The following is a 25,385-nucleotide window of genomic DNA, read 5'->3' as shown; positions in this document are numbered from 1 at the left end:
GGCCGTCCGCGCGTTTGGGCTGTGACGGTTTCAGAGGCAATGCCCTGCGCGGCTACTGTTGGATGAGGGAGAGGAATGATGGTGTTGAACTGGATCGATCAGGCCCCGCGCCGCGTGCTGGCGCTGATCAGTGTGGCCTGCGTGGCCATGCTGGCGTTTGGCATGTATTTGCAGCACGTGGTGGGCTTGGAGCCCTGCCCGATGTGCATCGTGCAGCGTTATGCTCTCATCGGTGTAGCAATCTTTACAGCCCTGGCAAGCGCCAGAGGCCAAAAAGGCTGGTGGATAACCATGGCTGCGCTGGCGCTGCTGTCTTCCGGCTTCGGCGCCTTTGTGGCGGCCCGCCAGAGCTGGCTGCAGTGGTACCCGCCCGAAATCGCCACCTGCGGTCGTGACTTCTACGGAATGATTGAAAACTACCCCATCAGCCGCGCCATTCCCATGATCTTCCGAGGTTCTGGCGACTGCGCTGCGATTGACTGGACCTTTCTGGGCGGCTCGATAGCCAACTGGTCGTTCCTGTGTTTTGTGGCGTTTGCCGTGGTGCTGCTGGCGCTTGTGGTGCGCGGCGTCAGGGGCGGGCGCCCAGGCGGTTCTGGGTATTCGGTGGCCTGATTTCACTGGTGCCACGGTTGCCACGAACGTGCTGAACGAGGCGCTCACCCGAGCGCCTTTTGTTTTGCCCGACCGGTTGCGGTCAGCCCAATACCAGGTCGCCTGCGTCCAGCGAGGGCGGGCGCATCAGGTCTTCGTGGATGCCCATGGTCTGGCTGGCCCGCTCCACGGCCTGCCACAGGGGCGCCGGCATCTGCAATATCTCTTCGGGCGATGAAGAGCGGGCAATCCATGCGCTGATCTGCAGGTGCTGATCGGGGGTGAGCAGATCCAGGTTCAGCATCTCGTCGATGGTTTTCATTGTGGGTCAGTCCGTGGTCGGCGGGTGCGGAAATGGCACACCTGCGGTGCCATCGATCCAGGCGGGCAGTTTGTGCATCACGCTCTCAAAGAGGTGGCTGGACTGCCACTGTGCCAGCCAGGCCTGCAGGTGCGGCCAGGGCTGTGCCTGCCACCAGCTGGCATCGATGCCGGCAAACTGCCGCACGAAAGGTGCAATCGCCATGTCCGCCAGCGCCGCATGGCGGCCAAACAGGAAGTTGTGCCGAACCAGCCGCGCCTGCAGGCCCTGCAGCCACTCCACAGCCTGTACTCGCGCAACAGCAGCATCTGATGCGGGATAGCGGGCAGGGTACTTGCAGCGGTCAAGCGCCTGCTTGAACCGGCTGTCGCATTCTTCAATCAGCGCCAGCATGTCGGCCTCGGTGCCTTCGCTGGGGGCCAGCCAGTGCGCAGGATCGCGCTGCGCCAGCGCCCATTGCATGATGTCCAGGCTCTGGTCCAGCACCCTGCCATCTGCCAGCACCAGTACGGGCACGGTGGCCTTGGGCGATGCCTGCAGCAAGCCCTGGGGTTTGTTGCGCAACACCACCTCGCGCAGCTCGCAGGCCTGCCCGCTGACAGCCAGCGCCAGCCGGGCGCGCATGGCATACGGGCAGCGGCGAAAGGAGTACAGAACGGGCAGGGCAGCGTTCACGCGGGCTCGCCCTCACACCCGCCCACATCGCAGGCGGCGGCCCGCGCGGGTGCGCCGGGTTGCCGTGCGCCCAGGTGCGCTTGCCCGCGTTGCTCCGCCAGGTCCATCTGGCGCTGGCGTTCGGCCAGTGCGCGTTCCTGTTCGGGCGTGCGGGTGCCGTGGCAGTAGGGGCAGCTTACGCCGCGCACGTAGTGGGGTGATGCGAGCTCGGCTTCGCCCAGCGGCATGCGACAGGACCGGCACAACTGGTGGTGCCCCGGCGCCAGGCCGTGGCCCACGGACACGCGCTCGTCAAACACAAAACAGTCGCCCTGCCAGCGACTGTTTTCTTCCGGCACCGTTTCCAGGTATTTCAGGATGCCGCCTTCCAGGTGGAACACATCGTCGAACCCCTGCGACCTGAGCAGCGCGGTGGATTTCTCGCAGCGGATGCCGCCAGTGCAGAACATGGCGACCCGCGGTTTGCCCGCCAGCACGCCGCCGGGTTGTTTCTCGCGTTCCACCCAGGCCGGAAACTCCGCGAAGCTCTTGGTGTGCGGGTTGATGGCGCGCGCGAACGTGCCGATGCCCACCTCGTAGTCGTTGCGCGTGTCCACCACCACCACGCCGGGGTCGTCGATGAGCGCATTCCAGTCTTCAGGCTTCACATAGGTGCCGGCGTTGCGCGCGGGGTTCAGGCCCGGCACGCCCAGGGTCACGATCTCGCGCTTGAGCCGCACGCGCATGCGGTAGAACGGCTGGCGGTCGGTGGGGGCCTCCTTGTGCTGCAGCTTCGCAAAGCGGGTATCGCTGCGCAGCCAGGCCAGCACGGCCAATACATCATCGGGTGCGCCCGCAATGGTGCCGTTGATGCCCTCGGGCGCCAGCAGCAGCATGCCGCGCACGCCGCGCTCGTCGCACAGGGTCTGCAGCGGCGCACGCAGCGTGGCGCAGTCGGGCAGGTCGACAAACAGGTAAAGCGCAACAGTGAGGTAGCGGGGTGTGACCGAGTCCACGAAATGGGGGCGAAGAGCAGCAAAGAAGGGTGATGATAGCGGTCACTTTCGTTACGATGCCGGAGTCCCCAACACGCACCCAAGGTGTCTTATGGCCCAGGAACCCTCCCTCAACCTGTTTCGCCGCCTGGAGCAGCTCAATGGCATCGGGGCCGCGCTCTCGCGCGAGCGCAACATCGACCGCCTGCTGGAGAACATTCTGGAGGCTGCCAGGGCCATCACCGGCGCGGATGGCGGCACGCTCTACAGCGTGACGGAGGACGGCCAGTCGCTCAAGTTCGAGATACTGCGCACCGATTCGCTGGACATTCGCCTGGGCGGCACCACGGGCAAGCCGATTGATTTTCCGCACCTGCCGCTGCGCAACGCCGATGGCAGCCCCAACGATTCGCTGGTGGCCGCATATGCCGCCATCCACGACCGCACGGTGAACATTGCCGACGCCTACTGCGCCGAGGGCTTTGATTTTTCAGGCACGCGCAGTTTCGATGCGCGCACGGGGTACCGCTCGCAATCGTTTCTGACCGTGCCGATGAAGAACCACGACCACGAACTGATCGGCGTGCTGCAGCTCATCAACGCGCGGCACTGGGAGACCGGCGAGGTCACCACGTTCTCCGAGGCCGACCAGGGCCTGGCCGAGTCGCTGGCCTCGCAGGCTGCGATTGCGCTCACCAACCGGCTGCTCATCACGCAGCTCGAACGCCTGTTCGAGTCGTTTGTGAACCTGATCAACCTGGCCATTGACGAAAAGTCGCCCTACACCGGTGGCCATTGCCAGCGTGTGCCCGCCCTCACCATGATGCTGGCCGAGGCGGTGAATGCCACCAACCAGGGGCCGCTGGCGGGCTTTCGCATGAGTGACCGGGACCGCTACGAGCTCAAGATGGCCGGCCTGCTGCACGACTGCGGCAAGATCACCACGCCGGTGCATGTGGTGGACAAGGCGACCAAGCTGCAAACACTGTACGACCGCATCGGCCTGGTGGACACGCGCTTTGAAGTCTTGAAGCGCGACGCCGAACTGGCCGCCCTGCGCCGCCAGCTGGCGCTGCGCCCGGTGGTGGATGCCCGTGCCGAGGGGCAGGAGCTGCAGGCCCTGCAGCACGAGATCCATGCGCTGGAGGAAGACCGCGAATTTCTGCGCCGCAGCAACGCGGGCACCGAGGCCATGCGCCCCGAAGACCAGCAGCGCGTGCGCGACATTGCCGCCATGCGCCACTGGCGCAACCCGCAGGGCGTGCAGACCAGTTTCCTCTCTGCCGAGGAGGTGGAGAACCTCACCATCCGCTCGGGCACGCTGAACCAGGCCGAGCGCGACACCATCAATTACCACATCGTCGCCACCATCAAGATGCTGGAGACGCTCCCCTGGCCGCGGCATCTGAAAAACGTTCCCGAATACGCAGGCGGCCACCACGAACGCATGGACGGAAAGGGCTACCCGCGCGGCCTCACCCGCGACCAGATGTCGCTGCAGGCCCGGATGATGGGCATTGCCGACATCTTTGAGGCCCTCACGGCCGCAGACCGGCCGTACAAGAGCGGCATGACCCTGTCGCAGGCCATCGCCATCATGTGCCGGATGCGTGACAACGGGCATATCGACCCGGACCTGTTCGAAGTGTTCGTGCGGGAGCGTGTGTACGAACGGTACGGGCGCGAGTTCCTGGAGCCTGCCCAGGTGGACGAGGTGCCGCCGGATACCCTGGCGCTGGCGCTGGCGGTGCGAGGCTGAAACCCGATTGCCATTGATTTGCTATTGAATTAATAGCTGCTTGCGCTTTACCAACAAGCGTGAAAGGCCAATTTCTATGGTATTTTTGCGGCTGTTTTCGCCTGCTGCGCTTGCAGCCACGCACTGAACGCTGCCATGGCCCCCGTGACGGGGCGCGACTGCAGGTGCGTGAGCCAGTAGGCACCGCGGTGCAGCTCCAGTGCAAAGGGCTGCACCAGCCGACCTTGCTGCAGCTCGCGTGTGAACATCGCCACCGGCAGCAGCGCCATGCCCGCGCCTTGCGCCGCCGCCTCGGCCAGCGTGAGGGACGAGTCGAACACCGCGCCACGCAGCACCGGGCAGGGCGCGCCTGCGGCCTCGAACCATGCAGCCCATTCATCCGTGCGGTAGCTGCGCAGCAGCGGTTGCCGTGCCAGGTCGGCGGCGGTGCGCAGGCTGTGGGCCAGGGCCGGGGTGCACATCACGGACATCGGCGCGTCCATGATGCGTTCGGCATGTGTGCCGTGCCAGGCGCCGTCGCCAAAGCGGATCGCGTAGTCCAGCCCTTCGCCCGCCATGTCCACCCGGTTGTTGTGCGTGAGCAAGCGCAGGTCCACAAACGGGCAGGCCTCTTGAAAGTCGCGCAGCCGGGGCAGCAGCCAGCCCACGGCAAAGGTGCCCACGGCGCCCACGGTCAGCACCTCGCGCGGGCGGGTGTCGCCCAGTTTTTCCAGGGCGCGCTCAAGGCTGGCGAACGACTCGGTCACCGCAGGCAGCAACGCCTGGCCCTCGTCCGTCAACGCCAGCCCGCGCGGCAGGCGGCGAAACAGCGGCTTGCCCAGGCGGTCTTCGAGCTTGCGGATGTGCTGGCTGACCGCTGTCTGCGTGACGTGCAACTCCTGGGCAGCCCGCGTGAGGTTGAGGTGGCGCGCCGAGGCTTCGAACGCGCGCAGGGCATTGAGCGGGAGATGCATAAGTTTTTCAGGGGGCTGGCGGCAATTATTGTCGATGGTGCTGGGGGCTTGATCTCCGTATCGTTCGGACCTTGTCTCAACTCACCTCCAGTTTCTTATGCAAAGACGACAGTTTTCCTTGGGTTTGATGGCCGCTACCACCATGCCTCTTTGGGGTTGCGCGGCTACCAGCAACGCAGCGGGCCGCAACAAGACCACCCGCGAATGGAACGAGACGCTCGCCAACATCGAACGCACCGCCCAGGGCCGTTTGGGCGTGGCCATGCTGGACATGGGCTCGGGCCTGCAGTTGGGCTGGCGCCAGGACGAGCGTTTTGCCATGGCCAGCACCTTCAAGGCGGTGCTGGCGGGCTGGATGTTGGCGCTGGTGGACCAGGGCAGAGAGCGGCTGGATGCCCGCGTGCACTACGCGGTGGCCGATGTGGTGGCGTATTCGCCCGTCAGCGGCCCCCGCGCGGGCGATGGGGGCGGGTTGACGGTGGGCGAGCTGTGCGCCGCCACCGTGAGCCTGAGCGACAACACCGCCGCCAATGTCTTGCTGGCGCGCCATGGCGGGCCGGCTGGGTTCACGGCCTTTGTGAGATCACTGGGCGACAGCATCACGCGGCTGGACCGCACCGAGCCCACGCTGAACGAGGCGGCTGTGGGCGACCCGCGCGACACGACCACGCCGCTGGCCATGTTGCAGACCCTGCAAAAACTGGTGCTGGGCGATGTGCTTACGCCACCGTCGCGCGCCTGGCTGCAGCGCTGGCTGGTAGAGACGAGCACGGGCGACAAGCGCCTGCGCGCGGGTGTGCCGGGCTGGAAGGTGGGGGACAAGACGGGAACGGCGGGAGACAGCGGCACGGCCAACGACATCGGGGTCATGTGGCCTCCCGGCGGAGGCGCCCCAGTGCTGGTGACCTGTTACCTCACGCGGTCCACCGCCAAGCCGGAGCAGCGCGATGCGGCGATTGCACAGGTGGCGAGGGCTATTGTTGCGGCCCGGCAGGGGTAGCAGCGGGCTCACCGAGGGTGGGACCTGATTCGCCGCGCGCCGAGAACCGTTCGGGCTGAGCTCGTCGAAGCCTTCCACAGCGCTTCGACAGGCTCAGCGTGAGCGGTTGGGGGGCGGAACAAGAGGCTCAGAGCTTTTTCACCAGCACCTGGCTGCGCCGGTCCCAGTTGTACTTGCGCTTGCGCGCATCGGGCAGCCAGTCCGGGTCCACGGGCTGAAAGCCGCGCTTGATGAACCAGTGCATGGTGCGGGTGGTGAGTACGAAGATGCTGTCCAGCCCCTGCAGGCGCGCGCGCTGCTCGATGCGCTTGAGCAGCTTTTCGCCGTCGCCCGTGCCCTGACTTTGCGGTGACACCGTCACGGCGGCCATCTCGGCCGTCTTGGCCTCGGGGTAGGGGTAGAGCGCCGCGCAGCCAAAGATCACGCCGTCGTGTTCGATGATGGTGTAGCTGGCGATGTCGCGTTCGATCTCGGTGCGGTCGCGCTTGACCAGGGTGCCGTCTTTCTCAAACGGCTCGATGAGCTGCAAGATGCCGCCCACGTCGTCAATCGTGGCCTCGCGCAGCTCTTCAAGCTTTTCGTCGATCACCATGGTGCCGATGCCGTCGTGCACATACACCTCCAGCAGCAGCGATCCGTCGAGCGCGAAGGGGATGATGTGGCTGCGCTCCACGCCGGCCTTGCAGGCCTTCACGCAGTGCTGCAGGTAAAAACCCGTGTCGGTGGGATGCTGCGCAATGGGCAGCTTGGCCAGCAGGGCCTGGGCAGCGGCCAGCGGTAGTTCGGTGTCAATGGGGTTGTCTTCACTCGCCGGTTCGCCGGGCTGCATGCGGATACCGGGCACCTCGGTCATGAAAATCAGCTTGTCGGCGCGCAGCTCGATGGCCACGCTGGTGGCCACTTCTTCCATGGCCAGGTTGAACGCCTCGCCGGTGGGCGAAAAACCAAACGGCGACAGCAGCACGAGCGCGCCCATGTCGAGCGTGCGCTGGATGCCCCCCACATCCACCTTGCGCACCACGCCCGAGTGCTGAAAATCCACGCCATCGACAATGCCCACGGGCCGGGCCGTGAGGAAGTTGCCCGAGATCACCCGCACCGTGGCGCCCGCCATGGGCGTGTTGGGCAGGCCCTGGCTGAAGGCAGCCTCGATCTCGTAGCGCAACTGGCCAGCCGCCTCCTGGGCGCAATCGAGCGCCACCGAGTCGGTGATGCGGATGCCGTGCGAATACTTGGCAGCATGGCCCTTGGCCGCCAGCTGCTCGTTCACCTGCGGGCGAAAACCGTGCACGAGCACGATGCGCACCCCCATGGCCTGGATCAGCGCCAGATCCTGCGCAATGTTGTGCAGCTTGCCCGCCGCAATGCCTTCGCCCGTGAGCCCGATCACAAAGGTCTGGTTGCGGAACTTGTGGATATAGGGCGCGACCGACCGGAACCAGGGGACGAAGGTAAAGTTGAAAACGGCAGACATGGTGGGGGGTGGCGGTCGGGAAACGGTAGGCAGCAGGACTGGGATAATCCGCGATTGTCTATGAAGTTGCTGCCTTGACTGCGTCCACAGTTCCCACCCCCCTGCACATCGAGTTCCCGGAATCCCTGCCCGTCTCTGCACGGCGCGACGAGATCATGGAGGCCATTGCCCGGCACCAGGTTGTCATCGTGTGCGGCGAAACCGGCTCGGGCAAAACCACGCAGCTGCCCAAGATTGCGCTGGCGCTGGGCCGGGGCAAGTGCAACGCGAAGCCGGGTCAAAAAGGCCAGCTCATCGGCCACACCCAGCCGCGCCGCATTGCCGCCAGCAGCGTGGCCAAGCGCATTGCCGAAGAATTGAAGACCCCGCTGGGTGACGTGGTGGGCTTCAAGGTGCGCTTCCAGGACCGCTTGAGCCGCGATGCCTCCGTCAAGCTGATGACCGACGGCATCCTGCTGGCCGAGACGCAGACCGACCCGCTGCTCAAGGCCTACGACACCATCATCATCGACGAGGCGCACGAACGCAGCCTGAATATCGACTTTCTGCTGGGCTACATCCGCCAGATCCTGCCGCGCCGGCGGGACCTCAAGGTCATCGTCACGTCGGCCACCATCGATGCCGACCGGTTTGCCAAGCATTTCGAATCCGCCAAAGGTCCGGCGCCCATCATTTATGTGTCGGGCCGCACCTTTCCGGTGGAGCAGCGCTACCGCCCGTTTGAAGAAAGCCGCGACTACGGCCTGAACGAAGCCATTGCCGATGGTGTGGACGAGCTTTGGCAGGGTAATGCGGCGGGTGACATCCTGGTGTTTTTGCCCGGCGAGCGCGAGATCCGCGAGGCCGCCGACCACCTGCGCAAGCACCTGTCGCACCAGCCCGTGATGCGCAATGCCGAGGTGCTGCCGCTGTTCGCCCGGCTGAGTCAGGCCGAGCAGGACCGCATTTTTGACGGCCACACGGGCCGCCGCATCGTGCTGGCGACCAACGTGGCCGAGACCTCGCTCACCGTGCCCGGCATTCGTTATGTGATTGACGCAGGTACGGCGCGCGTCAAGCGCTACTCTTTCCGTAGCAAGGTGGAGCAGCTGCTGGTCGAGCCCGTCAGCCAGGCCGCCGCCAACCAGCGCGCCGGCCGCTGCGGGCGCGTGGCCAACGGCATCTGCATTCGCCTGTATGACGAGGCCGGCTTCAACAGCCGCCCCCGTTTTACCGACCCCGAAATCCTGCGTTCATCGCTGGCAGGCGTCATCCTGCGCATGAAGTCGCTGCACCTGGGCGATGTGACGCAGTTCCCCTTCATCGAGGCACCCTCGGGCCGCGCGATTGCCGACGGCTACCAGCTGCTGGCCGAGCTGGGGGCCGTGGATGACGCCAACGAGCTGACCCCCATGGGCGTGGAGCTGTCGCGCCTGCCGCTGGACCCGCGCGTGGGCCGCATGATCATCGAGGCGCGCGACCGTAAGGCGCTGGACGAGGTGCTCATCATCGCCAGCGCACTGAGCGTGCAGGACGTGCGTGACCGCCCCATGGAGGCGCAGCAGCAGGCCGACCAGGCGCACGCCAAGTTTGACGACGACAAGAGCGAGTTCAGCGGCTATCTGAAGCTGTGGAAGTGGATCAACGAGGCCCGGGGCGGGGCGCCCAGCCTGCCATCGGCCCGTGCCCAGAAGGCGATGGCCGCGCAGAAAGCGCCTTCGCAGGCCTACTTGCCGGTGGCGCAGCGCAGTGGCGGGGGCAGTCCTGCCGCAGCGCCTGCTGCTGTACCCGCCGCCGTCCCCGCTGCGACCCACAAACTCAGCAACCGCCAGTACGAGCAGCTGTTGCGCCAGAACTTCATCAGCATCCGCCGCCTGCGCGAGTGGCGCGACATCCACACCCAGCTGCTTACGGTGGTCACCGAGCACAAGTGGCAGATCAACACCCAGCCCGCCAGCTACGAGCAGCTGCACCTGTCGATGCTGGCCGGGCTGCTGGGCAACGTGGGCGCCAAGAGCGACGAGGAAGACTGGTACCTGGGCGCGCGCGGCATCAAGTTCTACAAACACCCCGGCGCCCACCTGAACAAGAAACCCGGCCGCTGGATCGTGGCGTCGGAACTGGTGGAAACCACGCGCCTGTTCGGCCGGGGCATTGCCGCCATCGAGCCGCAGTGGCTGGAGCAGATTGGCGGGCATGTGCTCAAGAAGCAGCTGCTCGACCCGCACTGGGAGAAAAAGTCTGCCGAAGTGGTGGCTCTGGAGCGCGCCACGCTCTACGGCATCGTGGTCTACAACAACCGCCGCGTGAACTTTGGCAAGGTAGACCCGCACGCCGCGCGCGAGGTGTTCATCCGAGAAGCGCTGGTGGGTGGCAACTGGGAGACCAAGCTGCCGTTTCTGGCCGCCAACCAGAAGATGATCGCCAAGGTCGAAGAGCTGGAGCACAAGTCCCGCCGCCAGGACGTGCTGGTGGACGACGAACTCATCTACGCCTTCTACGACCAGCAGCTGCCGCCCGAGGTATGCAGCGGCCACAGCTTTGAGGCTTGGTACCGCGACGAAAGTAAAAAGCAGCCCGATCTGCTCAAGCTCACCCGCGAAGAACTGATGCGCCACGAGGCCGCGGGCATCACCACCAACGCCTTCCCACGCACGGTGCGCTTGGGTGGTGTGGACTGCGCCGCCAGCTACCTGCACGAGCCCGGCGATGCGCGCGACGGCATCACTGTGACAATCCCGCTTTTCGTGCTCAACCAGGTGAGCGACGAGCGCTGCGAATGGCTGGTGCCCGGCATGCTCAAGGACAAGATCCAGGCGCTGCTCAAGAGCCTGCCCCAGCGCCCGCGCAGCCGTTTTGTGCCGCTGCCCGAGTCCGCCACCCGCCTGGCCGCGCTGCTGGGCGCGCCCGAACGTTTTGGCACCGGCAGCCTCACCGATGTGCTGCTCAAGCAGGTGCGCGACGAGACCTCGCTCGACGTGAAGCGGGCGGACTTCAAGCTCGACATGCTCAGCCCGCACCTGTTCATGAACTTCCGCGTGGTGGACGAGCACGGCCGCCAGCTGGGCCATGGCCGCAACCTGGGCGCGCTCAAGGCCGAATGGGGCGCCAAGGCGCGCGGTGCATTCCAGGCGCTGGCAGGGCTCAAGCTCGGTGGCGGGGCGGCAGAGGGTGAAAAAAATGAGTCAAAAATGCCTCCAGCGCTTGATGGTAAAGCGCAAGCAGCTACCAAATCAGGAGTAAAGGGGGCAGCGTCCGCCACCGCGACACCTGCGAGCGTCCCCCCCTCGACCCCCGCAGGCCAGCGCTACACCACCTGGACGTTTGGCGAGCTGCCCGAGCTGATGGAGATCAAAAAGGCCGGGCAGACGCTGATCGGCTTCCCGGCGCTCATCGACGGGGGCGACGCCGTGACCATCGAGGTTTTTGACGAGCCCGAAGTCGCCGCCGCCAAACACCGCGCGGGCCTGCGCCGCCTGTTTGCGCTGCAGATCAAGGACGCGCTCAAATACCTCGAAAAGAACATCCCCGACCTGCAGAAGATGGCCGTGGCTTACATGCAAGTCGGGCGGTCGCCTGACGGGACAGGCGGTGGCACCCAGGAAGAGCTGCGCACCCAGATCATCGACGTGGCGCTGGACCGCGCCTTCTTGCTCGACCCGCTGCCCACCGACGAGTTCGCCTTCAAGCGCCGCGTGGAAGAGGGCCGGGGCCGCCTCACGCTGATCGCCAACGAGGTGGCCCGCCTGGCCGCCACCATCCTCACCGAATACGCAGCCGCCGCCCGCAAGATCAAGGACACCAAGAACGCGCCCGAAGCCACGGCCGACGCGCAGCAGCAGCTACAACGCCTGGTGCCCAAGAATTTCATTGCCGTGGCCCCGTGGGCGCAACTGGCCCACTACGCCCGCTACCTCAAGGCCATCACCCTGCGGCTGGATAAATACCGCGCCGACCCCGCCCGCGACGCCGCCAAACTAGCCGAACTGCGCCCACAAGAGCAGCGCTACTGGCGCCTGGTGGCCGAGCGCAAGGGCGCCGTGGATGCGCGCATGCAGGAGCTGCGCTGGCTGCTGGAAGAGCTGCGCGTGAGCTTCTTTGCGCAGGAGCTGCGCACGCCCCAGCCGGTAAGCGTGAAGCGGCTGGACAAGCTGTGGGCGCAGCTCAGTTCCTAGGAGCGGGCGGGGCGTCACGCAGCGGACATGCCATTGCGGTGACTCCCACCCATAATTTGCCGCATGACCACCCTACGCTCCACCCTCGAATTCCTTCTGTATGGCTGGCTGCAGGCCGAAAAGCTGCAGGAACGCAGCCGCTTTGCCGACCACTCGCGCGACACGTTTGACGCCGTGCTCGACACCTGCGAGCGCATTGCGCGCGAGAAATACGCCCCCTTCAACCGCACGGTGGACACACAGGAGCCGCACTTTGATGGCGAGAAGGTCACGCTGCCGCAGTGCACGCACGATGCACAAAAGGCCTATGCCGCCTCGGGCATGCTCAGCGCCGCGCAGGACTACGAAATTGGCGGCATGCAGCTGCCCTATACGGTAGAGGCGGCGGCCAACAGCTTTTTTGCCGTGGCGTCCATCAGCATGGGCTCGGGCCTGCTCACGGTGGGCAATGCCAATCTGCTCATGGTGCACGGCACCGAGGCGCAGCAGAGGGTGTTTGCGCTCAACGAGTTCTCCGGCCGCTTCTCGGGCACCATGTGCCTGTCGGAGCCGCAGGCAGGCTCGTCGCTCAGCGATGTGGCCACGCGCGCTGTGCCCGATGGCGAGGGCTTTGAGAATGACCCGCTGGGCCCGCGCTACCGCCTCAAGGGCAACAAGATGTGGATCTCGGCCGGCGAACACGAGCTGACCGAGAACATCATCCACCTGGTGCTCGCCAAGATCCCGGGCCCCGACGGCAAGCTGGTGCCCGGCACCAAAGGCATCTCGCTGTTCATCGTGCCCAAGAAGCTGGTGGACACCGACGGCAACCTGACCGGCGTGCGCAACGACGTGGCGCTGGCAGGCCTGAACCACAAGCTGGGCTGGCGCGGCACCACCAACACGCTGCTCAACTTTGGCGAGGGCAAGTACCCGGTCGATGGTGAGGCGGGCGCCGTGGGTTACCTCGTGGGCCAGCCCGGCAAGGGCCTGCACTGCATGTTCCACATGATGAACGAGGCGCGCATTGGCATCGGCATGGCGGCCACCATGCTGGGCCTGGCGGGCTACTACGCCAGCCTGGACTACGCCAGAAACCGCCCCCAGGGTCGCCCGGTGCAGGGCCCCAAGGATGGCGCTGCCGCCGTGGTCAAGGACGCCGCCCAGCCCCAGGTGCGCATCATCGAACACGCCGACGTCAAGCGCATGCTGCTGGCGCAAAAGTCGTACGGCGAGGGTGCCCTGGCGCTCAATCTGTTCTGCGCCCGCCTGGTGGACGAGCAGGCCACGGGTGACGCCGCCACGGCCGACGAAGCCCGGCTGCTGCTGGAGGTGCTCACGCCCATTGCCAAGAGCTGGCCCAGCGAGTGGTGCCTGGAGGCCAACAGCCTGGCCATCCAGATCCACGGCGGCTACGGCTACACGCGCGACTTCCCGGTGGAACAGTACTGGCGCGACAACCGCCTGAACATGATCCACGAGGGCACGCACGGCATCCAGGCCATGGACCTGCTGGGCCGCAAGGTGCTGATGGAAGGCGGGCGCGGCCTCACGCTGCTGGCCGGGCGCATCAACGCCACCATCGAGCGCGCCATCCAGGTGCCCGCGCTGGCCGCCCATGCCAACGCGCTGGGCCAGGCGCTGCAGCAAGTGGGTGCGGCCACCAAGGCCGCCTGGGCCACGGGCCAGCCCGCCGACGCGTTGGCCAACGCCGTGCCGTACATGCAGGCCTTTGGCCACACGGTGCTGGCCTGGGTGTGGCTCGACGTGGCGCTTTCCACCCTTCAGGCCGATGCCGCACTGGCGCAGCCTGCCAGCGTGGGCCGCATGGGCGCCATGCAGTTTTTCTTTAACTACGAGCTGCCCAAGATCGGCGCCTGGCTGCAGGTGGTGAGCACGCGCGACGCCACTTGCGCGGCCTTCCCGGAAGAGGCGTTCTGATGGCTGCGCTTCAAACGCTGCAGCGCCTGCATCGGCTGATCTGGGTACTGATCTACGGCGGCCTGCTTACGCTGATTCTGGGCATTGCCACGGCGCGCACCGACGATGCGCTGGGCTGGGTCCTCATCGTGGGCGGCGGGCTGGTGGCCGCACTGGGTGTGGTGCTGATTGCGGTGCGGGCCCGGTTGCACACCGACGCCCGACCGTAGTCGCCTGCCGGACACCCCGGCCACACAAAGCGCCGCATCGCACCGCACAATCATCCAGCGCGGGGGGCAGCCCCCGCCATCAATTCGACCCCAAGAACCGAAGGAGACTTTCACCATGACCCGCACCATCCAACAACTGTTTGACCTCACCGGCAAGACCGCGCTGGTCACCGGCGGCTCGCGCGGCCTGGGCCTGCAGCTGGCGCACGCGCTCGGCGAGGCGGGCGCAAAGATCATGCTCAGCTCGCGCAAGGCCTCCGACCTGGAGGAGGCCGCAGCCGACCTGCAGGCCGCGGGCATCGATGCACGCTGGATTGCAGCCGACTGCGCCAAGGAAGAAGACATTCGCCGTTTGGCCGATGAAACCTTGGAGCGCATGGGGAATGTGGACATCCTGGTCAACAACGCGGGCGCGGCATGGGGCGCCCCGGCAGAAGACCACCCGGTGGACGCCTGGGACAAGGTGATGAACCTGAACGTGCGCGGCTATTTCATCCTGAGTCAGCACATTGCCAAGCACAGCATGATCGCGCGCCGCACCGGCAGCATCATCAACGTGGCGTCCATCGCCGGGCTGGGTGGCAACCCCAAGGGCATGAATACCATTGCTTACAACACCTCCAAGGGCGCGGTGATCAACTTCACCCGTGCACTGGCGGCCGAATGGGGCAAGTACAACATCCGCGTCAACGCCATCTGCCCGGGCTTCTTCCCCAGCAAGATGACGGTGGGTACGCTCAAGGCCATGGGCGAAGAGGCGCTGGCTGCGCACGCCCCGCTGGGCCGCCTGGGCGATGATGAGGATCTGAAGGGCCTGTGCGCGCTCTACGCGTCGGATGCAGGCAAGCACATCACCGGCCAGTGGCTGGCGGTGGATGGCGGGGTGAGTATCGTCACGGGAGGGTAGGCAGGGTACATCCCCCTGAGGCGCTTCGCGCCTTCCCCCTTCTCTCGGCTTCGCCGGGAAGGGGGACGACGCAATCGCTGCGGGGCGGCCCTTGCTCTGCGTCCCTCGCCTGGGGCGCGCCCGTTTTGAGTATGTGCACTGAGGAAATCCCTTGAAAAGTTTCGGTGTCGAAATCCCCTTTGTCAGCCACCTCGGCTTCACCCTGCACCGCATGGAGGGCGGTGAGTCCGAGCTGCATTACGAGGCCAGGCCCGAGCACCTCAATTCTTTTGATGTGACCCACGGCGGCGCGTCGATGACGCTGCTGGATGTGACCATGGCCACGGCAGCGCGCAGCGAGACGCCCGACATGGGCGTGGTCACCATCGAGATGAAGACCAGCTTCATGCAGCCTGCACGCGGGCCGCTGGTGGCCAAGGGACGGCTCATTCACCGCACGGCCACCATGGCGTTTACCGAGGGCACGGTGTACGACGCACAAGGCAAGGTGTGCTGCCATGCCACCGGCACGTTCAAGTACGTGCGGCGTCTGCCGGTGGATGGCCGCAGCGCCAACGGACTCAAGGTGATTTCCACCGACTGACCCGGATTTATCAAGTCAAATTGGCCTCTGGCGCTTTATCCATAAGCGCGAGCAGCTATGTAATCAATAGCAAAATACATCATTGAAGGAGCCTTTCATGCCCCGCAACCAACAAATCGTTCTCGACAACCGCCCCCAGGGCGAAGCCGTGGCCAGCAACTTCAGGCTGGTGGCCGTGGACACGCCCGCGCTCAAGGACGGCGAGGTGCTGGTGCGCCACCACTACCTGAGCCTGGACCCCTACATGCGCGGCCGCATGAACGAGAGCAAGAGCTACGCGGCATCGCAGGGCCTGGGCGAGGTCATGATCGGCGGCACCGTGGGCGAGGTGGTCGAGAGCAGGAACCCCAAATACGCCGTGGGCGACAAGGTGGTGGGCATGGGCGGCTGGCAGGAATACAGCGTGGTCGACGGCAATGCCGTGGGCGCGCTGCGCAAGGTAGATACCACCCATGTGCCGCTGTCGCACTACCTGGGTGCCGTGGGCATGCCCGGCGTGACAGCCTGGTACGGCCTAGTCAAGATCATTGCGCCCAAGGCGGGCGAAACCGTGGTGGTGAGCGCCGCCACCGGCGCCGTGGGCAGCGCCTTTGCCGCCCTGGCCAAGGCGCGCGGCTGCCGCGTGGTGGGTATTGCGGGCGGGCCGGACAAGTGCAAGTACGCTGTGGAAGAACTGGGCTTTGACGCGTGCATTGACCACCGCGAACACGGCGACCTCAAGTCCATGTCAAGGGCCCTGAAGGAAGCGTGCCCCAGCGGCATCGACGGCTACTTTGAAAACGTGGGCGGCTACATCCTCGACGCCGTGCTGCTGCGCGCCAACGCCTTTGCCCGCGTGGCCGTGTGCGGAATGATTGCCGGCTACGACGGCCAGCCGCTGCCGCTGCAGAACCCGGCGCTCATCCTCATCAACCGCATGAAGGTCGAAGGCTTCATCGTGAGCGAGCACATGGAAGTCTGGCCCGAGGCCTTGAAGGAACTGGGCACGCTGGTGGGCACCGGCAAGCTGCGCCCGCGCGAGACGGTGGCCGAGGGCATTGCCGCCGCGCCTGAAGCCTTCCTGGGCCTGCTCAAGGGCAAGAACTTTGGCAAGCAACTGGTGAAGCTGATCTGATGACACTCCGCTGGGTGTGGGCCCGCTTTGATGACCTGGGCGTGCATGCGCTGCATGACGCCCTGGCCCTGCGCTGCAAGGTCTTCATCCTGGAGCAGGGCCCCTACCAGGACCCGGACGCGGCCGACAAGCAGTCGTACCACCTGCTGGGGTACGACGAGTCGGGCGTGCTGCAAGCCTGCCTGCGGGTGGTGGACCCCGGGGTGAACTATCCCGAACCTTCGATTGGCCGCGTGGTTATCGCCAGGGAGGCCCGCGGCAACGGAACCGGCCGGGCGTTGATGGCCGAGGGCATTGCCCGCTGCAGCCAGGCGTGGCCGGGGCGGGGCATCCGCATCAGCGCGCAGGCGCATCTGCAGGCTTTTTACGGCAGCCTCGGCTTCGTGGCTGTCTCTGACGAATACCTGGAAGACGACATCCCCCATATCGAGATGCTGAAAAGCGCGTGACCCGGTACACGCCGCAAGGAGCTGCCATGACGCCGACGCCTGTTGCCTCCCTCGCCCGCACCCACGAGGTGTTCAACCAGAGCACGCCCTGGGCCGATGTAAACCTGTTCACTACCAACCAGCCTCTGCAGGATGCCTTGCGCCTGCATGCCCCCGGCCTGCCGCTGGCGGGCCTGACGGCGCTGGGCGCAGAGATGGGATCGGCAGACATGCAGGCCCATGCGCGCCTTGCCAACACCCACAAGCCCCAGCTGCGCACGCACGACCGCTTCGGCCATCGCACCGACGTGGTGGAGTTCCACCCCAGCTACCACGCGCTGATCGGTGCCGCACTGCGCCACGGTCTGCACGCCACGCCGTGGTCGCGCCAGGACACGGGCTACGCGCATACCGAGCGGGCCGCAGGCTTCATGCTGTTCACCGAGGCCGAGCCCTCGGTGTTGTGCCCCGTGTCGATGAGCTACGCCGTGACCCCGGCATTGCGAGGCAATTCAGCGATCTGGGCGGACTGGAGCAAGGGTTTGGCGAGCACGCAGTACGACCCGCGCCTGGCGCTGTTCTCGCAGAAATCCGCGCTCACCATGGGCATGGGCATGACCGAGAAGCAGGGTGGATCGGACGTGCGCGCCAACACCACACAGGCTGTGCACGATGGCGACGATGCCTGGGGCGCGCGCTATCGCATCACCGGCCACAAATGGTTCTTCTCGGCCCCCATGTGCGATGCGTTCCTGATCCTGGCGCAGGCACCCGGCGGGCTCACCTGCTTCTTCCTGCCGCGCGTGCTGCCGGACGACACCGTGAACGCGATCCGCATCCAGCGCCTGAAAGACAAGCTGGGCAACCACGCCAATGCCAGCTCCGAGGTTGAATTTATCAACGCCGTGGCATGGCGCGTGGGCGAGGAAGGCCGGGGCGTAGCGCAGATCCTGGAGATGGGCACCATGACGCGGCTCGATTGCGCCCTGGGCACCAGCGGCCTCATGCGGCAGGCGCTCAGCATTGTGCTGCACCACACGCGCCAGCGATCGGCCTTTGGCAAGAAGCTCATCGACCAGCCGCTGATGCGCAATGTGCTGGCAGACCTTGCTCTTGAAAGTGAAGCGGCCACCGCTTTATCCATAAGGCTTGCAAGCGCTTTTGACCACAAAGACAAAAGCGAACACGAGGCGCTGATGGCCCGCCTGCTCACGCCCGTTGCCAAGTTCTGGGTGTGCAAGCGCGGCAGCGTGTTTGCGCAGGAGGCCATGGAATGCCTGGGCGGCAACGGCTATGTGGAAGAGGGCGGCGAAGGCGTGATGGCCCGCATCTACCGCGAGATACCGCTCAACTCCATCTGGGAAGGCGCGGGAAACATCATGGCGCTGGATTTGATGCGCGCCGTGCGCCGCGCCGACACCGCTGCCGCGCTGGCGGCCGAACTGGCACCCGCACGCGGCGCCCACCCGGCGCTGGACCGCCTGGCCGGCGCACTGCCCCTGCGCGTGGACGCCATGACCACCGAAGCCGAGGCCCGGCGCCTCGCGCAGGATGTGGCGCTGGCCGTACAGGCGGCCCTGCTGCTGCGCAGTGCGCCCGGCGCCGTGTTCCGCGCGTTTTGCGACTCGCGCCTCTCCGGCGACTGGGGCTACAGCTTTGGCACCCTGGGCGCGGGTGTCAACCTTGACGCCATCCTGGCCCGCGCGCTCCCGACATGAAGCTCCCCCTGAGTCGCTTCGCGCCTTCCCCCTCTCTCGACTCACTGCGTGAGTCGGGAGGGGGACGCCCCCAGCGCACACAAGCGAAGCGCCGCACACGCAGCTTGGCGGCCCTTGCGCGGGGGCGCTGGCTTTGGCTGCGCCAGGATCACACGTTGTCACCAGTGTCAGCTCCAGCGGGCACTTCGTAAATCTTCCGAGGAGTAACCCATGTCCCACCTCATCCTGCACCACTACCCCTCGTCGCCGTTCTCCGAAAAGATCCGCGCGGTGCTCGGCTTCAAGCAGCTGGCGTGGAAGTCCGTGATCATCCCCAGCGTCATGCCCAAGCCCGATGTGGTGGCGCTCACGGGGGGTTACCGCAAGACGCCGTTCTTGCAGATCGGTGCCGACATCTATTGCGACTCGGCCCTGATCTGCGACGTGCTGGAGCATGAACAGCCCGAGCCCGTGCTGTACCCGCCGCACCTGAAAGGCGTGGCGCGTGTGTTTGCACAGTGGGCGGATAGCACGCTGTTCTGGGCCGCCATGGCCTACAACCTGCAGCCCAAAGGCGCTGCGGTGCTGTTTGCCAACTTGCCGCCAGCCGCCGCGCAAGTGTTTGGCGAAGACCGCCGCGAGATGAGTGCGGGCATGCAGCGCCTGCGACCGGCCGACGCGACGGCTGCCTACCGCTCGTACCTGCGCCGCATCGCCCACATGGCCGAGGAGCACGACTTTTTGTTTGGTGCCGAGCCCTGCCTGGCCGACTTTGCCGCCTACCACCCGCTGTGGTTCACGCGCCAGTGTGTGCCGGTGATGGCCGACATCTTTGCCGCCACCCCCGCCGTGCTGGAGTGGATGGACCGCATCGCAGCGCTGGGCCATGGCCGCATGGAAAAGTTCAGCGCTCAGGACGCCATCACGGTGGCTGCAGGCATGGACCCTTTGCCCCTGATGGACGACGTGTTCCAGGACGAACACGGCATCCCGCTGGGCAGCCAGGTCACGATTTCCGCCGAGAGCTTTGGCACGGAGCCCACCGAGGGCGAGCTGATTGCTGCCACCCGCACCCGCTACACGCTGCGCCGTACCGACCCGCGCGCGGGGACGGTGCATGTGCACTTTCCGCGCATCGGCTATGTGCTGCGGGCGGTTGTGGCCTGACGGGCCCACTTCGCATCGCTTGCGCTTCGCAAGAGATAGCGCCGCATCCGTCCCCCCGGCCGTTCGGGCTGAGCTTGTCGAAGCCGGGGCACTCCTCGGGAGCCAGCCCTTCGACAGGCTCAGGGCGAACGGCCAAAGAGACGCTCTTGGCGCGCCCTGAAAAAATCAATTAAACCCCCAGTTAATTCAAGGAGACAAAAACATGATTGAAAACTTTGCTGGCAAAACAGCCGTCCTCACCGGCGCAGGCTCGGGTTTTGGCCTGGAATGTGCCCGCATAGGCGCCCGCATGGGCATGAACCTGGTGCTGGTGGACGTGCAGCAGGACGCGCTGGACGCCGCCGCTGCCGAGATGCAGGCCGCAGGCAGCCAGGTGCTGGCCCGTAAGGTGGACGTATCGAACGCCGCGCAGATGGAGCAGCTGGCCGCCGATGTGCAGCAGCGCTTTGGCGCGCCGCACCTGGTGTTCAACAACGCGGGTGTGGGCGCGGGCGGGCTGGTGTGGGAGAACTCCGTCAAGGACTGGGAATGGGTGCTGGGCGTGAACCTGTGGGGCGTGGTGCACGGTGTGCGCCTGTTCACGCCCATGATGCTGGCAGCGGCCAAGGCCGACCCGGCCTGGCGCGGCCACATCATCAACACCGCCAGCATGGCGGGCCTGCTGGCGGCGCCCAACATGGGCATCTATAACGTGAGCAAGCACGCAGTGGTCAGTCTGTCGGAGACGCTGTACCAGGATTTGTCGCTGGTCACTGACCAGATCGGCGCCAGCGTGCTGTGCCCCTTCTTTGTGCCCACCGGTATCAGCCAGAGCCACCGCAACCGGCCACAGGACATGGCGGTCGAAAAGCCCACCAAGAGCCAGCTCATCGGCCAGGCCATGAGCGACAAGGCCGTGGGCAGCGGCAAGGTAACTGCCGCCGAGGTGGCGCAAAAAGTGTTCGACGCAGCGGCCCAAGGCCAGTTCTACATCTACAGCCACCCAAAAGCGCTGGCCTCGGTGCAGACGCGCATGGAAGACGTGATGATGGGCCGCAACCCCACCGACCCGTTTGCCGCCAAGCCCGAGCTGGGCGCGCAACTGCGCGCGGCGCTGCGGGCCGATTGATGGCGCACGCGCAGGCTTTGGTGCCGAAAATATGAGAAAAATTGGCCTCTAGCGCTTATCCGGTAAGCGCTGGCAGCTATAAAAAAAGTAGTCAACACCAAGCTTGCAAGGAGGGGCCCGCACTGTGCCTGATGCCGCCCCTGGCCACGGCCATGCGCTGTTCGACACTGCCATCGGCACCTGCGGCATTGCCTGGGGCCCTGGCGGCATCGTGGCCGTGCAATTGCCCGAGGCGGATGCCGAGGCGACCCGGGCGCGTTTGCTGCGCAGCCATTCACACTGCGCGCAGTCTGGGGAGCCCCCCGCCACCGTGCGCAGTGCCATCGAAGGCATCCAGGCGCTGCTGGCGGGGCACCCCCGCGACCTGTGCGAGGTGCCGCTCGACATGTCCGGCATTTCGCCGTTTCACCAGCAGGTGTATGCCATTGCCCGGGCCATACCGCCGGGCCGCACGCGCACCTATGGCGAGGTGGCCCAACAGATCGGCAGTAAGAACCTGTTCAAAGTCTTTTTGGAGTTGCACAAGCGCCTTGCCGGGATGGGTTGCTAGGCGCGGGGCGCCGCCGATAGCCCGTGCTATCGGCAAGCGCCGCAACGCCGCAGACCGCCCGGCACGGCACTTGCCCGAAGGGTTGGAGTGAAATCGGGTGATTGGACGCCCCTGCTGCTTGCATGGGCACGAGCCCATGCGGCGCAACCGAAGCGTCCACTCATCCCGATTGCACTCCAATGCAATCTCCAAAAAGACTTTGAACAGGTTCTAAGGGCCTGTCGCGCGCCGTGGGGCAGGCGCTGGGCCTGAACCCGTTTGCGCCCGTAGTGCCGTGCCACCGGGTGCTGGCTGCGGGTGACCGGCCGGGCGGCTTTTCGGCCGGAGGCGGCGCGCTGACCAAGCTGCGCATGCTGCAGATTGAAGGCGCGTGCCCGGGTGGAACACCATCGCTGTTTGATTGGTAACTACCTGTTTAACTGGCCTGTTGCCGCCGCCTTGAAAACGATGGGTGCGCAGGAGCTGCTCTGTGCTCCTGCCTGCCATCGCACTGGCCGGGCGCAGAGCTCACGCTGGTGCGGTGGGGGCATGCTGCGGTTCATGCTGGTGTGATTCCTGTCCGTGCGCAGGCAGACGCTGTTGCATGCGTCGTGGAGCACGATTGGGAAGAAGTCATTTGGTAAATGTGTGTATGTGCAATACCGTACAGACCCGAGGGGCGCGGCATCACACATTGGCTGCTTGCCCAGCGGCGCAGGCACCACCGCGATGGTGGTGCGCCCCGCGTTCCACAAGGTGCCACCATCAAACGATCCAACTCTCCCCTTCAGAATCAGCTGCTGGCCGCTTTGCCACAGGCGGACCTGCAGCGCTGGCTGCCTCAGCTGGAGGCGGTGGAACTGGCACTGGGGCAGGTGCTGTACGAATCCGGCGCAACCATGCCGTATGTGTATTTCCCTACCAACGCCATCGTGTCGTTGCTGTACGTGCTGGAGGACGGTGCCTCGGCCGAGATTGCGGTGGTGGGCTTTGAGGGCCTGGTGGGTATCTCGATCTTCATGGGCGGTGGCACCACGCCCAGCCGTGCGGTGGTGCAAAGTGCCGGGTCGGGCTACCGCCTGCGTGCCGAGGTGATCAAGCACGAGTTCGAGCGCTCCGGGCCGGTGATGCACCTGCTGCTGCGCTACACCCAGGCGCTCATTACCCAGATGGCACAAACCGCCGTGTGCAACCGCCACCACTCGCTGGACCAGCAGCTGTGCCGCTGGCTGCTGCTGAGTCTGGACCGCCTGCAAAGCAACCAGCTGGTGATGACGCAGGAGCTGATTGCCAACATGCTGGGCGTGCGGCGCGAGGGCGTGACCGAAGCGGCCCTCAAACTGCAGCGCGCGGGGCTCATCAGCTATGCCCGCGGCCACATCAATGTGCTGGATCGACCGGGCCTGGAAGGGCGCACCTGCGAGTGCTACGACGTCGTCAAGAAGGAGTACGACCGGTTGCTGCCCGAGGGCGTTGCAAGTTAGCCTGCCGCGCGCGGCGCGCTGTGTGCGCTGGCAGACAGTCACGGTGCAAAGGGGCGCCCACACTGCGCCCAGACCTGTGCTGGGCGAGCCCCTGCGAGGTTGTCATGACGCCCCCGCTTTTCAGTGCGGCGCTGGCCGACCCCTGGAACTCCCTGATGCACCGCCCCGAAAACATCCTTCTTCAACAGTTGTCTCCTGCTGCGCGCCAGCAGCTGCTGGACCATTGCGAGCCGTTCGAGCTGGTGCTTTCCGCAGAGTTGAGCGTGCGGGGCCAGCCGCTGGAACATGCCCACTTTCCCGTGGAAGGCTTCCTGTCTCTGGTGATCGATGTGGACAGCCACCCCCCGCTTGAAGTCGGCATGGTGGGAGCCGAGGCCATGCTGGGCTCGGAGCTGATCCTGGGCTTGGCTCCCACACCCTGGCGGGCGCTGGTGCAGGGGGCTGGATCAAGCTGGCGCATCGGCGCCCGGCAGCTGCGGGTACAGGTTCAAGCGATTCCCGAGCTGGAAGCCTTGCTCCAGGCCTGTCTGCTGGCGCGCCTGCACCAGCAGACGCTGGCGGCAGCGTGCCAGCGCTACCACCCGATTGCGCCGCGCCTGGCGCGCTGGCTGTTGATGAGCCAGGACCGATCGCGTTCGGAGTGTTTTCACGTGACCCAGGAGTTCATGGCGCTGATGCTGGGCGTGCGCAGGGTGGGCGTTACGGAGGCGGCCAGCCATTTTCAGGACAGCGGGCTGATTACCTACCACCGTGGCGAGTTGACGGTGCGTGACCGTCAGGCGCTGGAGGCCCAGGCCTGCAGCTGCTACGCAGCTGACAAGCAGATCTACCAGCGGTTGATGACGGCCAAGCGCTGACGCACGGTGCACCCGGTGGTCGATGGCCCCGAAGCAGTCTATGGCTTGATCAACAGCTCATCCTGAATGCTGCGAATGCCCAGCACTCGGTGTGCCATTCCAACCCAGCGGGACGGGCGGTGCGCCTTCTCTGGGGTGACCGAGTTGTCTGCGGAGAGCGGATGACTCACCGAGATCACCGGGGTGGGGGTGTTTGAAGGCTGCCCCCCTCGGCCCGATCGCTCAACGGGCGGAATTTGGCCCGGGGGGCGTGTGGCCGTCAGGCCGCCCGGGTCGACGCTGTAGGCCTTCTCGGTGGTTTCAGCGGCGGCCAAGCCCGAGGAGAACATGAAGCTGTCCACAGAATTCACCCCTGGAACGGTTTGCGCCACAAACACGGCCAGATCGATCTGCGTGGTGTTCACCGCCATGCCGCTGAGCAAAACCACCCCCTCGTGCGTTTCAATGCCGATGTTGAAGCTGTTCACCACTGGCGAGCGCAGGAGTGCGGCACGGACGCGGGATGTCAGCACACTGTCGTCCACGTAGGCCGTCGGGGAGGGCTTTGCCGGTACCTTCGGTGTGGCCATCTCGATGCGCTTGCATCCCTGCGGCGACATCACAGCAAGCGCCCCCAACAGGGCGCCTGAAAGTTGGCGGGGTGTGGGATGGCGCATGAAACAGTCCTTTGGAAGGCGGTCACCCTGGTGGTGGCCGGTGCTTGTACTGTTCCACGGCGCGCGGCGGTGGTCTGTTCGTAACCGCACCCATGTGGCGTTTTTACTTTGGAGCAGCGGGCTTCGGGGTCATGCGGTTTCGCCGTAAAACGCAAACCCGCGCCGCTCGCGCTTGGCCGCGTACATGGCTGCATCCGCGCAGGCCAGCAGGTCCTTGGCCACCGTGCCGTGCTGGGGGCACATGGCTACGCCGATGCTGGGGCGCACCAGCAATTGCAGGTCGGCGACCTTCATGGGACGGGAGACGGCGCCCAGCAACTTGGTGCACAGCTGGCGCAGCGGTACGGCGTCGGCCACACCATGCAGCAGGCATGCGAATTCGTCGCCACCCAGACGCACCACCAGGTCACCTTGCCGCACCGCTGCACTCAGCCGTGCGGCGGTGATGCGCAGCACCTCGTCGCCCACACCGTGTCCATGGGTGTCGTTCACAGCCTTGAAGTGGTCCAGGTCGATATAGATCACCGCAGGCCCTGGGTGGTCGGGCCCGCGTTGCGCCAGGGCGTGTCCCAGTTGCTGCAGCAGGTGGCGGCGGTTGGGCAGGGAGGTCAGCTCATCGTGCATGGCCAGGTGGCGCGCCTGGCGCTCACCACCGCGCACACAGGCCAGGTCGGCTTCGGCCTGGGCGAGGGCCTTGCGGGTTCCATGGATGGCACGCTCCAGCTCCTGCCGCTGGGCGGTCTCCCGTTGGAGGGCCTGGTGCATATCCTCCAGCGCGGCGACACAGTCTGGCATTGTGAAGCCGGCGCCGGGCCTTGAAT

23 protein-coding genes and 1 pseudogene are annotated in these 25,385 nt (G+C 65.8%); 17 read left to right on the top strand and 7 right to left on the bottom strand.

The window, feature by feature from the left end; translation table 11 throughout:
* Positions 1-78 precede the first annotated feature (78 nt).
* Positions 79-615, top strand: a complete 537-nt coding sequence (locus AAFF19_RS14100) for a disulfide bond formation protein B (RefSeq protein ID WP_342720407.1) — start codon at positions 79-81, stop codon at positions 613-615.
* 82 nt (positions 616-697) lie between these two features.
* On the opposite strand, the gene AAFF19_RS14095 is transcribed toward AAFF19_RS14100, so the two are convergent.
* Genes AAFF19_RS14095 through AAFF19_RS14085 form a run of 3 tightly spaced genes read right to left on the bottom strand, consistent with a single transcriptional unit; the run spans position 698 to position 2,586 of the window.
* Complete coding sequence (locus tag AAFF19_RS14095) at positions 698-916, bottom strand: hypothetical protein (RefSeq protein ID WP_182118623.1); 219 nt, start codon at positions 914-916, stop codon at positions 698-700.
* Between the two features lie 6 nt (positions 917-922).
* Positions 923-1,540: a glutathione S-transferase gene (locus AAFF19_RS14090; RefSeq protein WP_182118653.1), complete on the bottom strand. Its 618-nt coding sequence runs from the start codon at positions 1,538-1,540 to the stop codon at positions 923-925.
* Between the two features lie 47 nt (positions 1,541-1,587).
* Positions 1,588-2,586, bottom strand: a complete 999-nt coding sequence (locus AAFF19_RS14085) for a rhodanese-related sulfurtransferase (RefSeq protein ID WP_342720406.1) — start codon at positions 2,584-2,586, stop codon at positions 1,588-1,590.
* Between the two features lie 91 nt (positions 2,587-2,677).
* Between AAFF19_RS14085 and AAFF19_RS14080 the strand changes: the two genes are divergently transcribed.
* Positions 2,678-4,324, top strand: coding sequence for an HD family phosphohydrolase (locus tag AAFF19_RS14080; protein WP_182118625.1), 1,647 nt, complete (start codon positions 2,678-2,680; stop codon positions 4,322-4,324).
* Positions 4,325-4,398: 74 nt separating this feature from the next.
* Here the strand turns inward: AAFF19_RS14080 and AAFF19_RS14075 are convergent, their stop codons facing one another.
* Positions 4,399-5,277 carry a LysR family transcriptional regulator gene (locus AAFF19_RS14075; protein WP_342720405.1) on the bottom strand — a complete coding sequence of 293 codons (879 nt, stop codon included), beginning with the start codon at positions 5,275-5,277 and terminating at the stop codon, positions 4,399-4,401.
* Between the two features lie 142 nt (positions 5,278-5,419).
* On the opposite strand from AAFF19_RS14075, the gene bla reads away from it, so the two are divergent.
* Entirely contained in the window at positions 5,420-6,277 is an 858-nt protein-coding gene (gene bla / locus AAFF19_RS14070) for a class A beta-lactamase (RefSeq protein WP_246330735.1), read from the top strand.
* 127 nt (positions 6,278-6,404) lie between these two features.
* On the opposite strand, the gene argA is transcribed toward bla, so the two are convergent.
* Complete coding sequence (gene argA / locus AAFF19_RS14065; protein ID WP_008904338.1) at positions 6,405-7,751, bottom strand: amino-acid N-acetyltransferase; 1,347 nt, start codon at positions 7,749-7,751, stop codon at positions 6,405-6,407.
* A gap of 74 nt (positions 7,752-7,825) precedes the next feature.
* Here argA and hrpA point away from each other — a divergent pair, with 74 nt between their 5' ends.
* The 14 genes and pseudogenes from hrpA (at position 7,826) to AAFF19_RS13995 (ending at position 23,908) form a co-directional block, all read left to right on the top strand.
* Positions 7,826-11,905, top strand: a complete 4,080-nt coding sequence (gene hrpA, locus AAFF19_RS14060) for an ATP-dependent RNA helicase HrpA (RefSeq protein WP_342720404.1) — start codon at positions 7,826-7,828, stop codon at positions 11,903-11,905.
* 63 nt (positions 11,906-11,968) lie between these two features.
* Entirely contained in the window at positions 11,969-13,825 is a 1,857-nt protein-coding gene (locus tag AAFF19_RS14055) for an acyl-CoA dehydrogenase (RefSeq protein WP_342720403.1), read from the top strand.
* Positions 13,825-14,034, top strand: coding sequence for a hypothetical protein (locus AAFF19_RS14050; RefSeq protein ID WP_008904341.1), 210 nt, complete (start codon positions 13,825-13,827; stop codon positions 14,032-14,034). Before AAFF19_RS14055 ends, AAFF19_RS14050 begins: the two co-directional genes overlap by 1 nt.
* A gap of 115 nt (positions 14,035-14,149) precedes the next feature.
* Positions 14,150-14,941 (top strand): SDR family oxidoreductase, encoded by a 792-nt coding sequence (locus AAFF19_RS14045; RefSeq protein ID WP_008904342.1) that lies wholly within the window; start codon positions 14,150-14,152, stop codon positions 14,939-14,941.
* 151 nt (positions 14,942-15,092) lie between these two features.
* The gene (locus AAFF19_RS14040) at positions 15,093-15,524 is read left to right on the top strand and encodes a PaaI family thioesterase (RefSeq protein ID WP_008904343.1); all 432 of its coding nucleotides are present in this window, start codon (positions 15,093-15,095) and stop codon (positions 15,522-15,524) included.
* 97 nt (positions 15,525-15,621) lie between these two features.
* Positions 15,622-16,638, top strand: a complete 1,017-nt coding sequence (locus AAFF19_RS14035) for an NADP-dependent oxidoreductase (RefSeq protein ID WP_342720402.1) — start codon at positions 15,622-15,624, stop codon at positions 16,636-16,638.
* Entirely contained in the window at positions 16,638-17,087 is a 450-nt protein-coding gene (locus AAFF19_RS14030) for a GNAT family N-acetyltransferase (RefSeq protein ID WP_182118632.1), read from the top strand. Before AAFF19_RS14035 ends, AAFF19_RS14030 begins: the two co-directional genes overlap by 1 nt.
* A gap of 26 nt (positions 17,088-17,113) precedes the next feature.
* Positions 17,114-18,784, top strand: coding sequence for an isovaleryl-CoA dehydrogenase (locus AAFF19_RS14025; protein ID WP_342720401.1), 1,671 nt, complete (start codon positions 17,114-17,116; stop codon positions 18,782-18,784).
* A 210-nt stretch (positions 18,785-18,994) separates the two neighbouring features.
* Positions 18,995-19,930, top strand: coding sequence for a glutathione S-transferase family protein (locus AAFF19_RS14020; protein ID WP_182118634.1), 936 nt, complete (start codon positions 18,995-18,997; stop codon positions 19,928-19,930).
* Positions 19,931-20,132: 202 nt separating this feature from the next.
* Positions 20,133-21,038 carry an SDR family oxidoreductase gene (locus tag AAFF19_RS14015; protein ID WP_342720400.1) on the top strand — a complete coding sequence of 302 codons (906 nt, stop codon included), beginning with the start codon at positions 20,133-20,135 and terminating at the stop codon, positions 21,036-21,038.
* Between the two features lie 124 nt (positions 21,039-21,162).
* Positions 21,163-21,588, top strand: coding sequence for an MGMT family protein (locus AAFF19_RS14010; protein WP_342720399.1), 426 nt, complete (start codon positions 21,163-21,165; stop codon positions 21,586-21,588).
* A gap of 212 nt (positions 21,589-21,800) precedes the next feature.
* Positions 21,801-21,995: pseudogene (locus AAFF19_RS14005) on the top strand (MGMT family protein); the annotation flags it as partial.
* A gap of 381 nt (positions 21,996-22,376) precedes the next feature.
* Entirely contained in the window at positions 22,377-23,051 is a 675-nt protein-coding gene (locus tag AAFF19_RS14000; RefSeq protein WP_342720398.1) for a Crp/Fnr family transcriptional regulator, read from the top strand.
* Positions 23,052-23,206: 155 nt separating this feature from the next.
* Positions 23,207-23,908, top strand: a complete 702-nt coding sequence (locus tag AAFF19_RS13995) for a Crp/Fnr family transcriptional regulator (RefSeq protein ID WP_182120130.1) — start codon at positions 23,207-23,209, stop codon at positions 23,906-23,908.
* Positions 23,909-23,946: 38 nt separating this feature from the next.
* Here the strand turns inward: AAFF19_RS13995 and AAFF19_RS13990 are convergent, their stop codons facing one another.
* Together AAFF19_RS13990 and AAFF19_RS13985 are read right to left on the bottom strand one after the other, a co-directional pair.
* The gene (locus tag AAFF19_RS13990) at positions 23,947-24,564 is read right to left on the bottom strand and encodes a BON domain-containing protein (protein WP_342720397.1); all 618 of its coding nucleotides are present in this window, start codon (positions 24,562-24,564) and stop codon (positions 23,947-23,949) included.
* 129 nt (positions 24,565-24,693) lie between these two features.
* Complete coding sequence (locus AAFF19_RS13985; protein ID WP_342720396.1) at positions 24,694-25,329, bottom strand: GGDEF domain-containing protein; 636 nt, start codon at positions 25,327-25,329, stop codon at positions 24,694-24,696.
* Positions 25,330-25,385 lie beyond the last annotated feature (56 nt).

The organism is Acidovorax sp. FHTAMBA (assembly GCF_038958875.1).
GTDB lineage: Bacteria > Pseudomonadota > Gammaproteobacteria > Burkholderiales > Burkholderiaceae_C > Acidovorax.
The sequence above is the reverse complement of the archived record's forward strand: the minus strand, read 5'-3'. Positions and strand labels throughout refer to the sequence as shown.

Bases quoted from the DNA above. Each gene is read 5' to 3' on its own strand.
- bla (WP_246330735.1), top strand. From the start codon at position 5,420: ATGCCTCTTTGGGGTTGCGCGGCTACCAGCAACGCAGCGGGCCGCAAC.
- AAFF19_RS14100 (WP_342720407.1), top strand. From the start codon at position 79: ATGGTGTTGAACTGGATCGATCAGGCCCCGCGCCGCGTGCTGGCGCTG.
- AAFF19_RS14015 (WP_342720400.1), top strand. From the start codon at position 20,133: ATGATTGAAAACTTTGCTGGCAAAACAGCCGTCCTCACCGGCGCAGGC.
- argA (WP_008904338.1), bottom strand. From the start codon at position 7,751: ATGTCTGCCGTTTTCAACTTTACCTTCGTCCCCTGGTTCCGGTCGGTC.
- AAFF19_RS14095 (WP_182118623.1), bottom strand. From the start codon at position 916: ATGAAAACCATCGACGAGATGCTGAACCTGGATCTGCTCACCCCCGAT.
- AAFF19_RS14025 (WP_342720401.1), top strand. From the start codon at position 17,114: ATGACGCCGACGCCTGTTGCCTCCCTCGCCCGCACCCACGAGGTGTTC.
- AAFF19_RS14030 (WP_182118632.1), top strand. From the start codon at position 16,638: ATGACACTCCGCTGGGTGTGGGCCCGCTTTGATGACCTGGGCGTGCAT.
- AAFF19_RS14020 (WP_182118634.1), top strand. From the start codon at position 18,995: ATGTCCCACCTCATCCTGCACCACTACCCCTCGTCGCCGTTCTCCGAA.
- AAFF19_RS13995 (WP_182120130.1), top strand. From the start codon at position 23,207: ATGCACCGCCCCGAAAACATCCTTCTTCAACAGTTGTCTCCTGCTGCG.
- AAFF19_RS13985 (WP_342720396.1), bottom strand. From the start codon at position 25,329: ATGCACCAGGCCCTCCAACGGGAGACCGCCCAGCGGCAGGAGCTGGAG.
- AAFF19_RS14080 (WP_182118625.1), top strand. From the start codon at position 2,678: ATGGCCCAGGAACCCTCCCTCAACCTGTTTCGCCGCCTGGAGCAGCTC.
- AAFF19_RS14075 (WP_342720405.1), bottom strand. From the start codon at position 5,277: ATGCATCTCCCGCTCAATGCCCTGCGCGCGTTCGAAGCCTCGGCGCGC.
- AAFF19_RS14055 (WP_342720403.1), top strand. From the start codon at position 11,969: ATGACCACCCTACGCTCCACCCTCGAATTCCTTCTGTATGGCTGGCTG.
- AAFF19_RS14090 (WP_182118653.1), bottom strand. From the start codon at position 1,540: ATGCGCGCCCGGCTGGCGCTGGCTGTCAGCGGGCAGGCCTGCGAGCTG.
- AAFF19_RS14045 (WP_008904342.1), top strand. From the start codon at position 14,150: ATGACCCGCACCATCCAACAACTGTTTGACCTCACCGGCAAGACCGCG.
- AAFF19_RS14050 (WP_008904341.1), top strand. From the start codon at position 13,825: ATGGCTGCGCTTCAAACGCTGCAGCGCCTGCATCGGCTGATCTGGGTA.
- AAFF19_RS14035 (WP_342720402.1), top strand. From the start codon at position 15,622: ATGCCCCGCAACCAACAAATCGTTCTCGACAACCGCCCCCAGGGCGAA.
- AAFF19_RS13990 (WP_342720397.1), bottom strand. From the start codon at position 24,564: ATGCGCCATCCCACACCCCGCCAACTTTCAGGCGCCCTGTTGGGGGCG.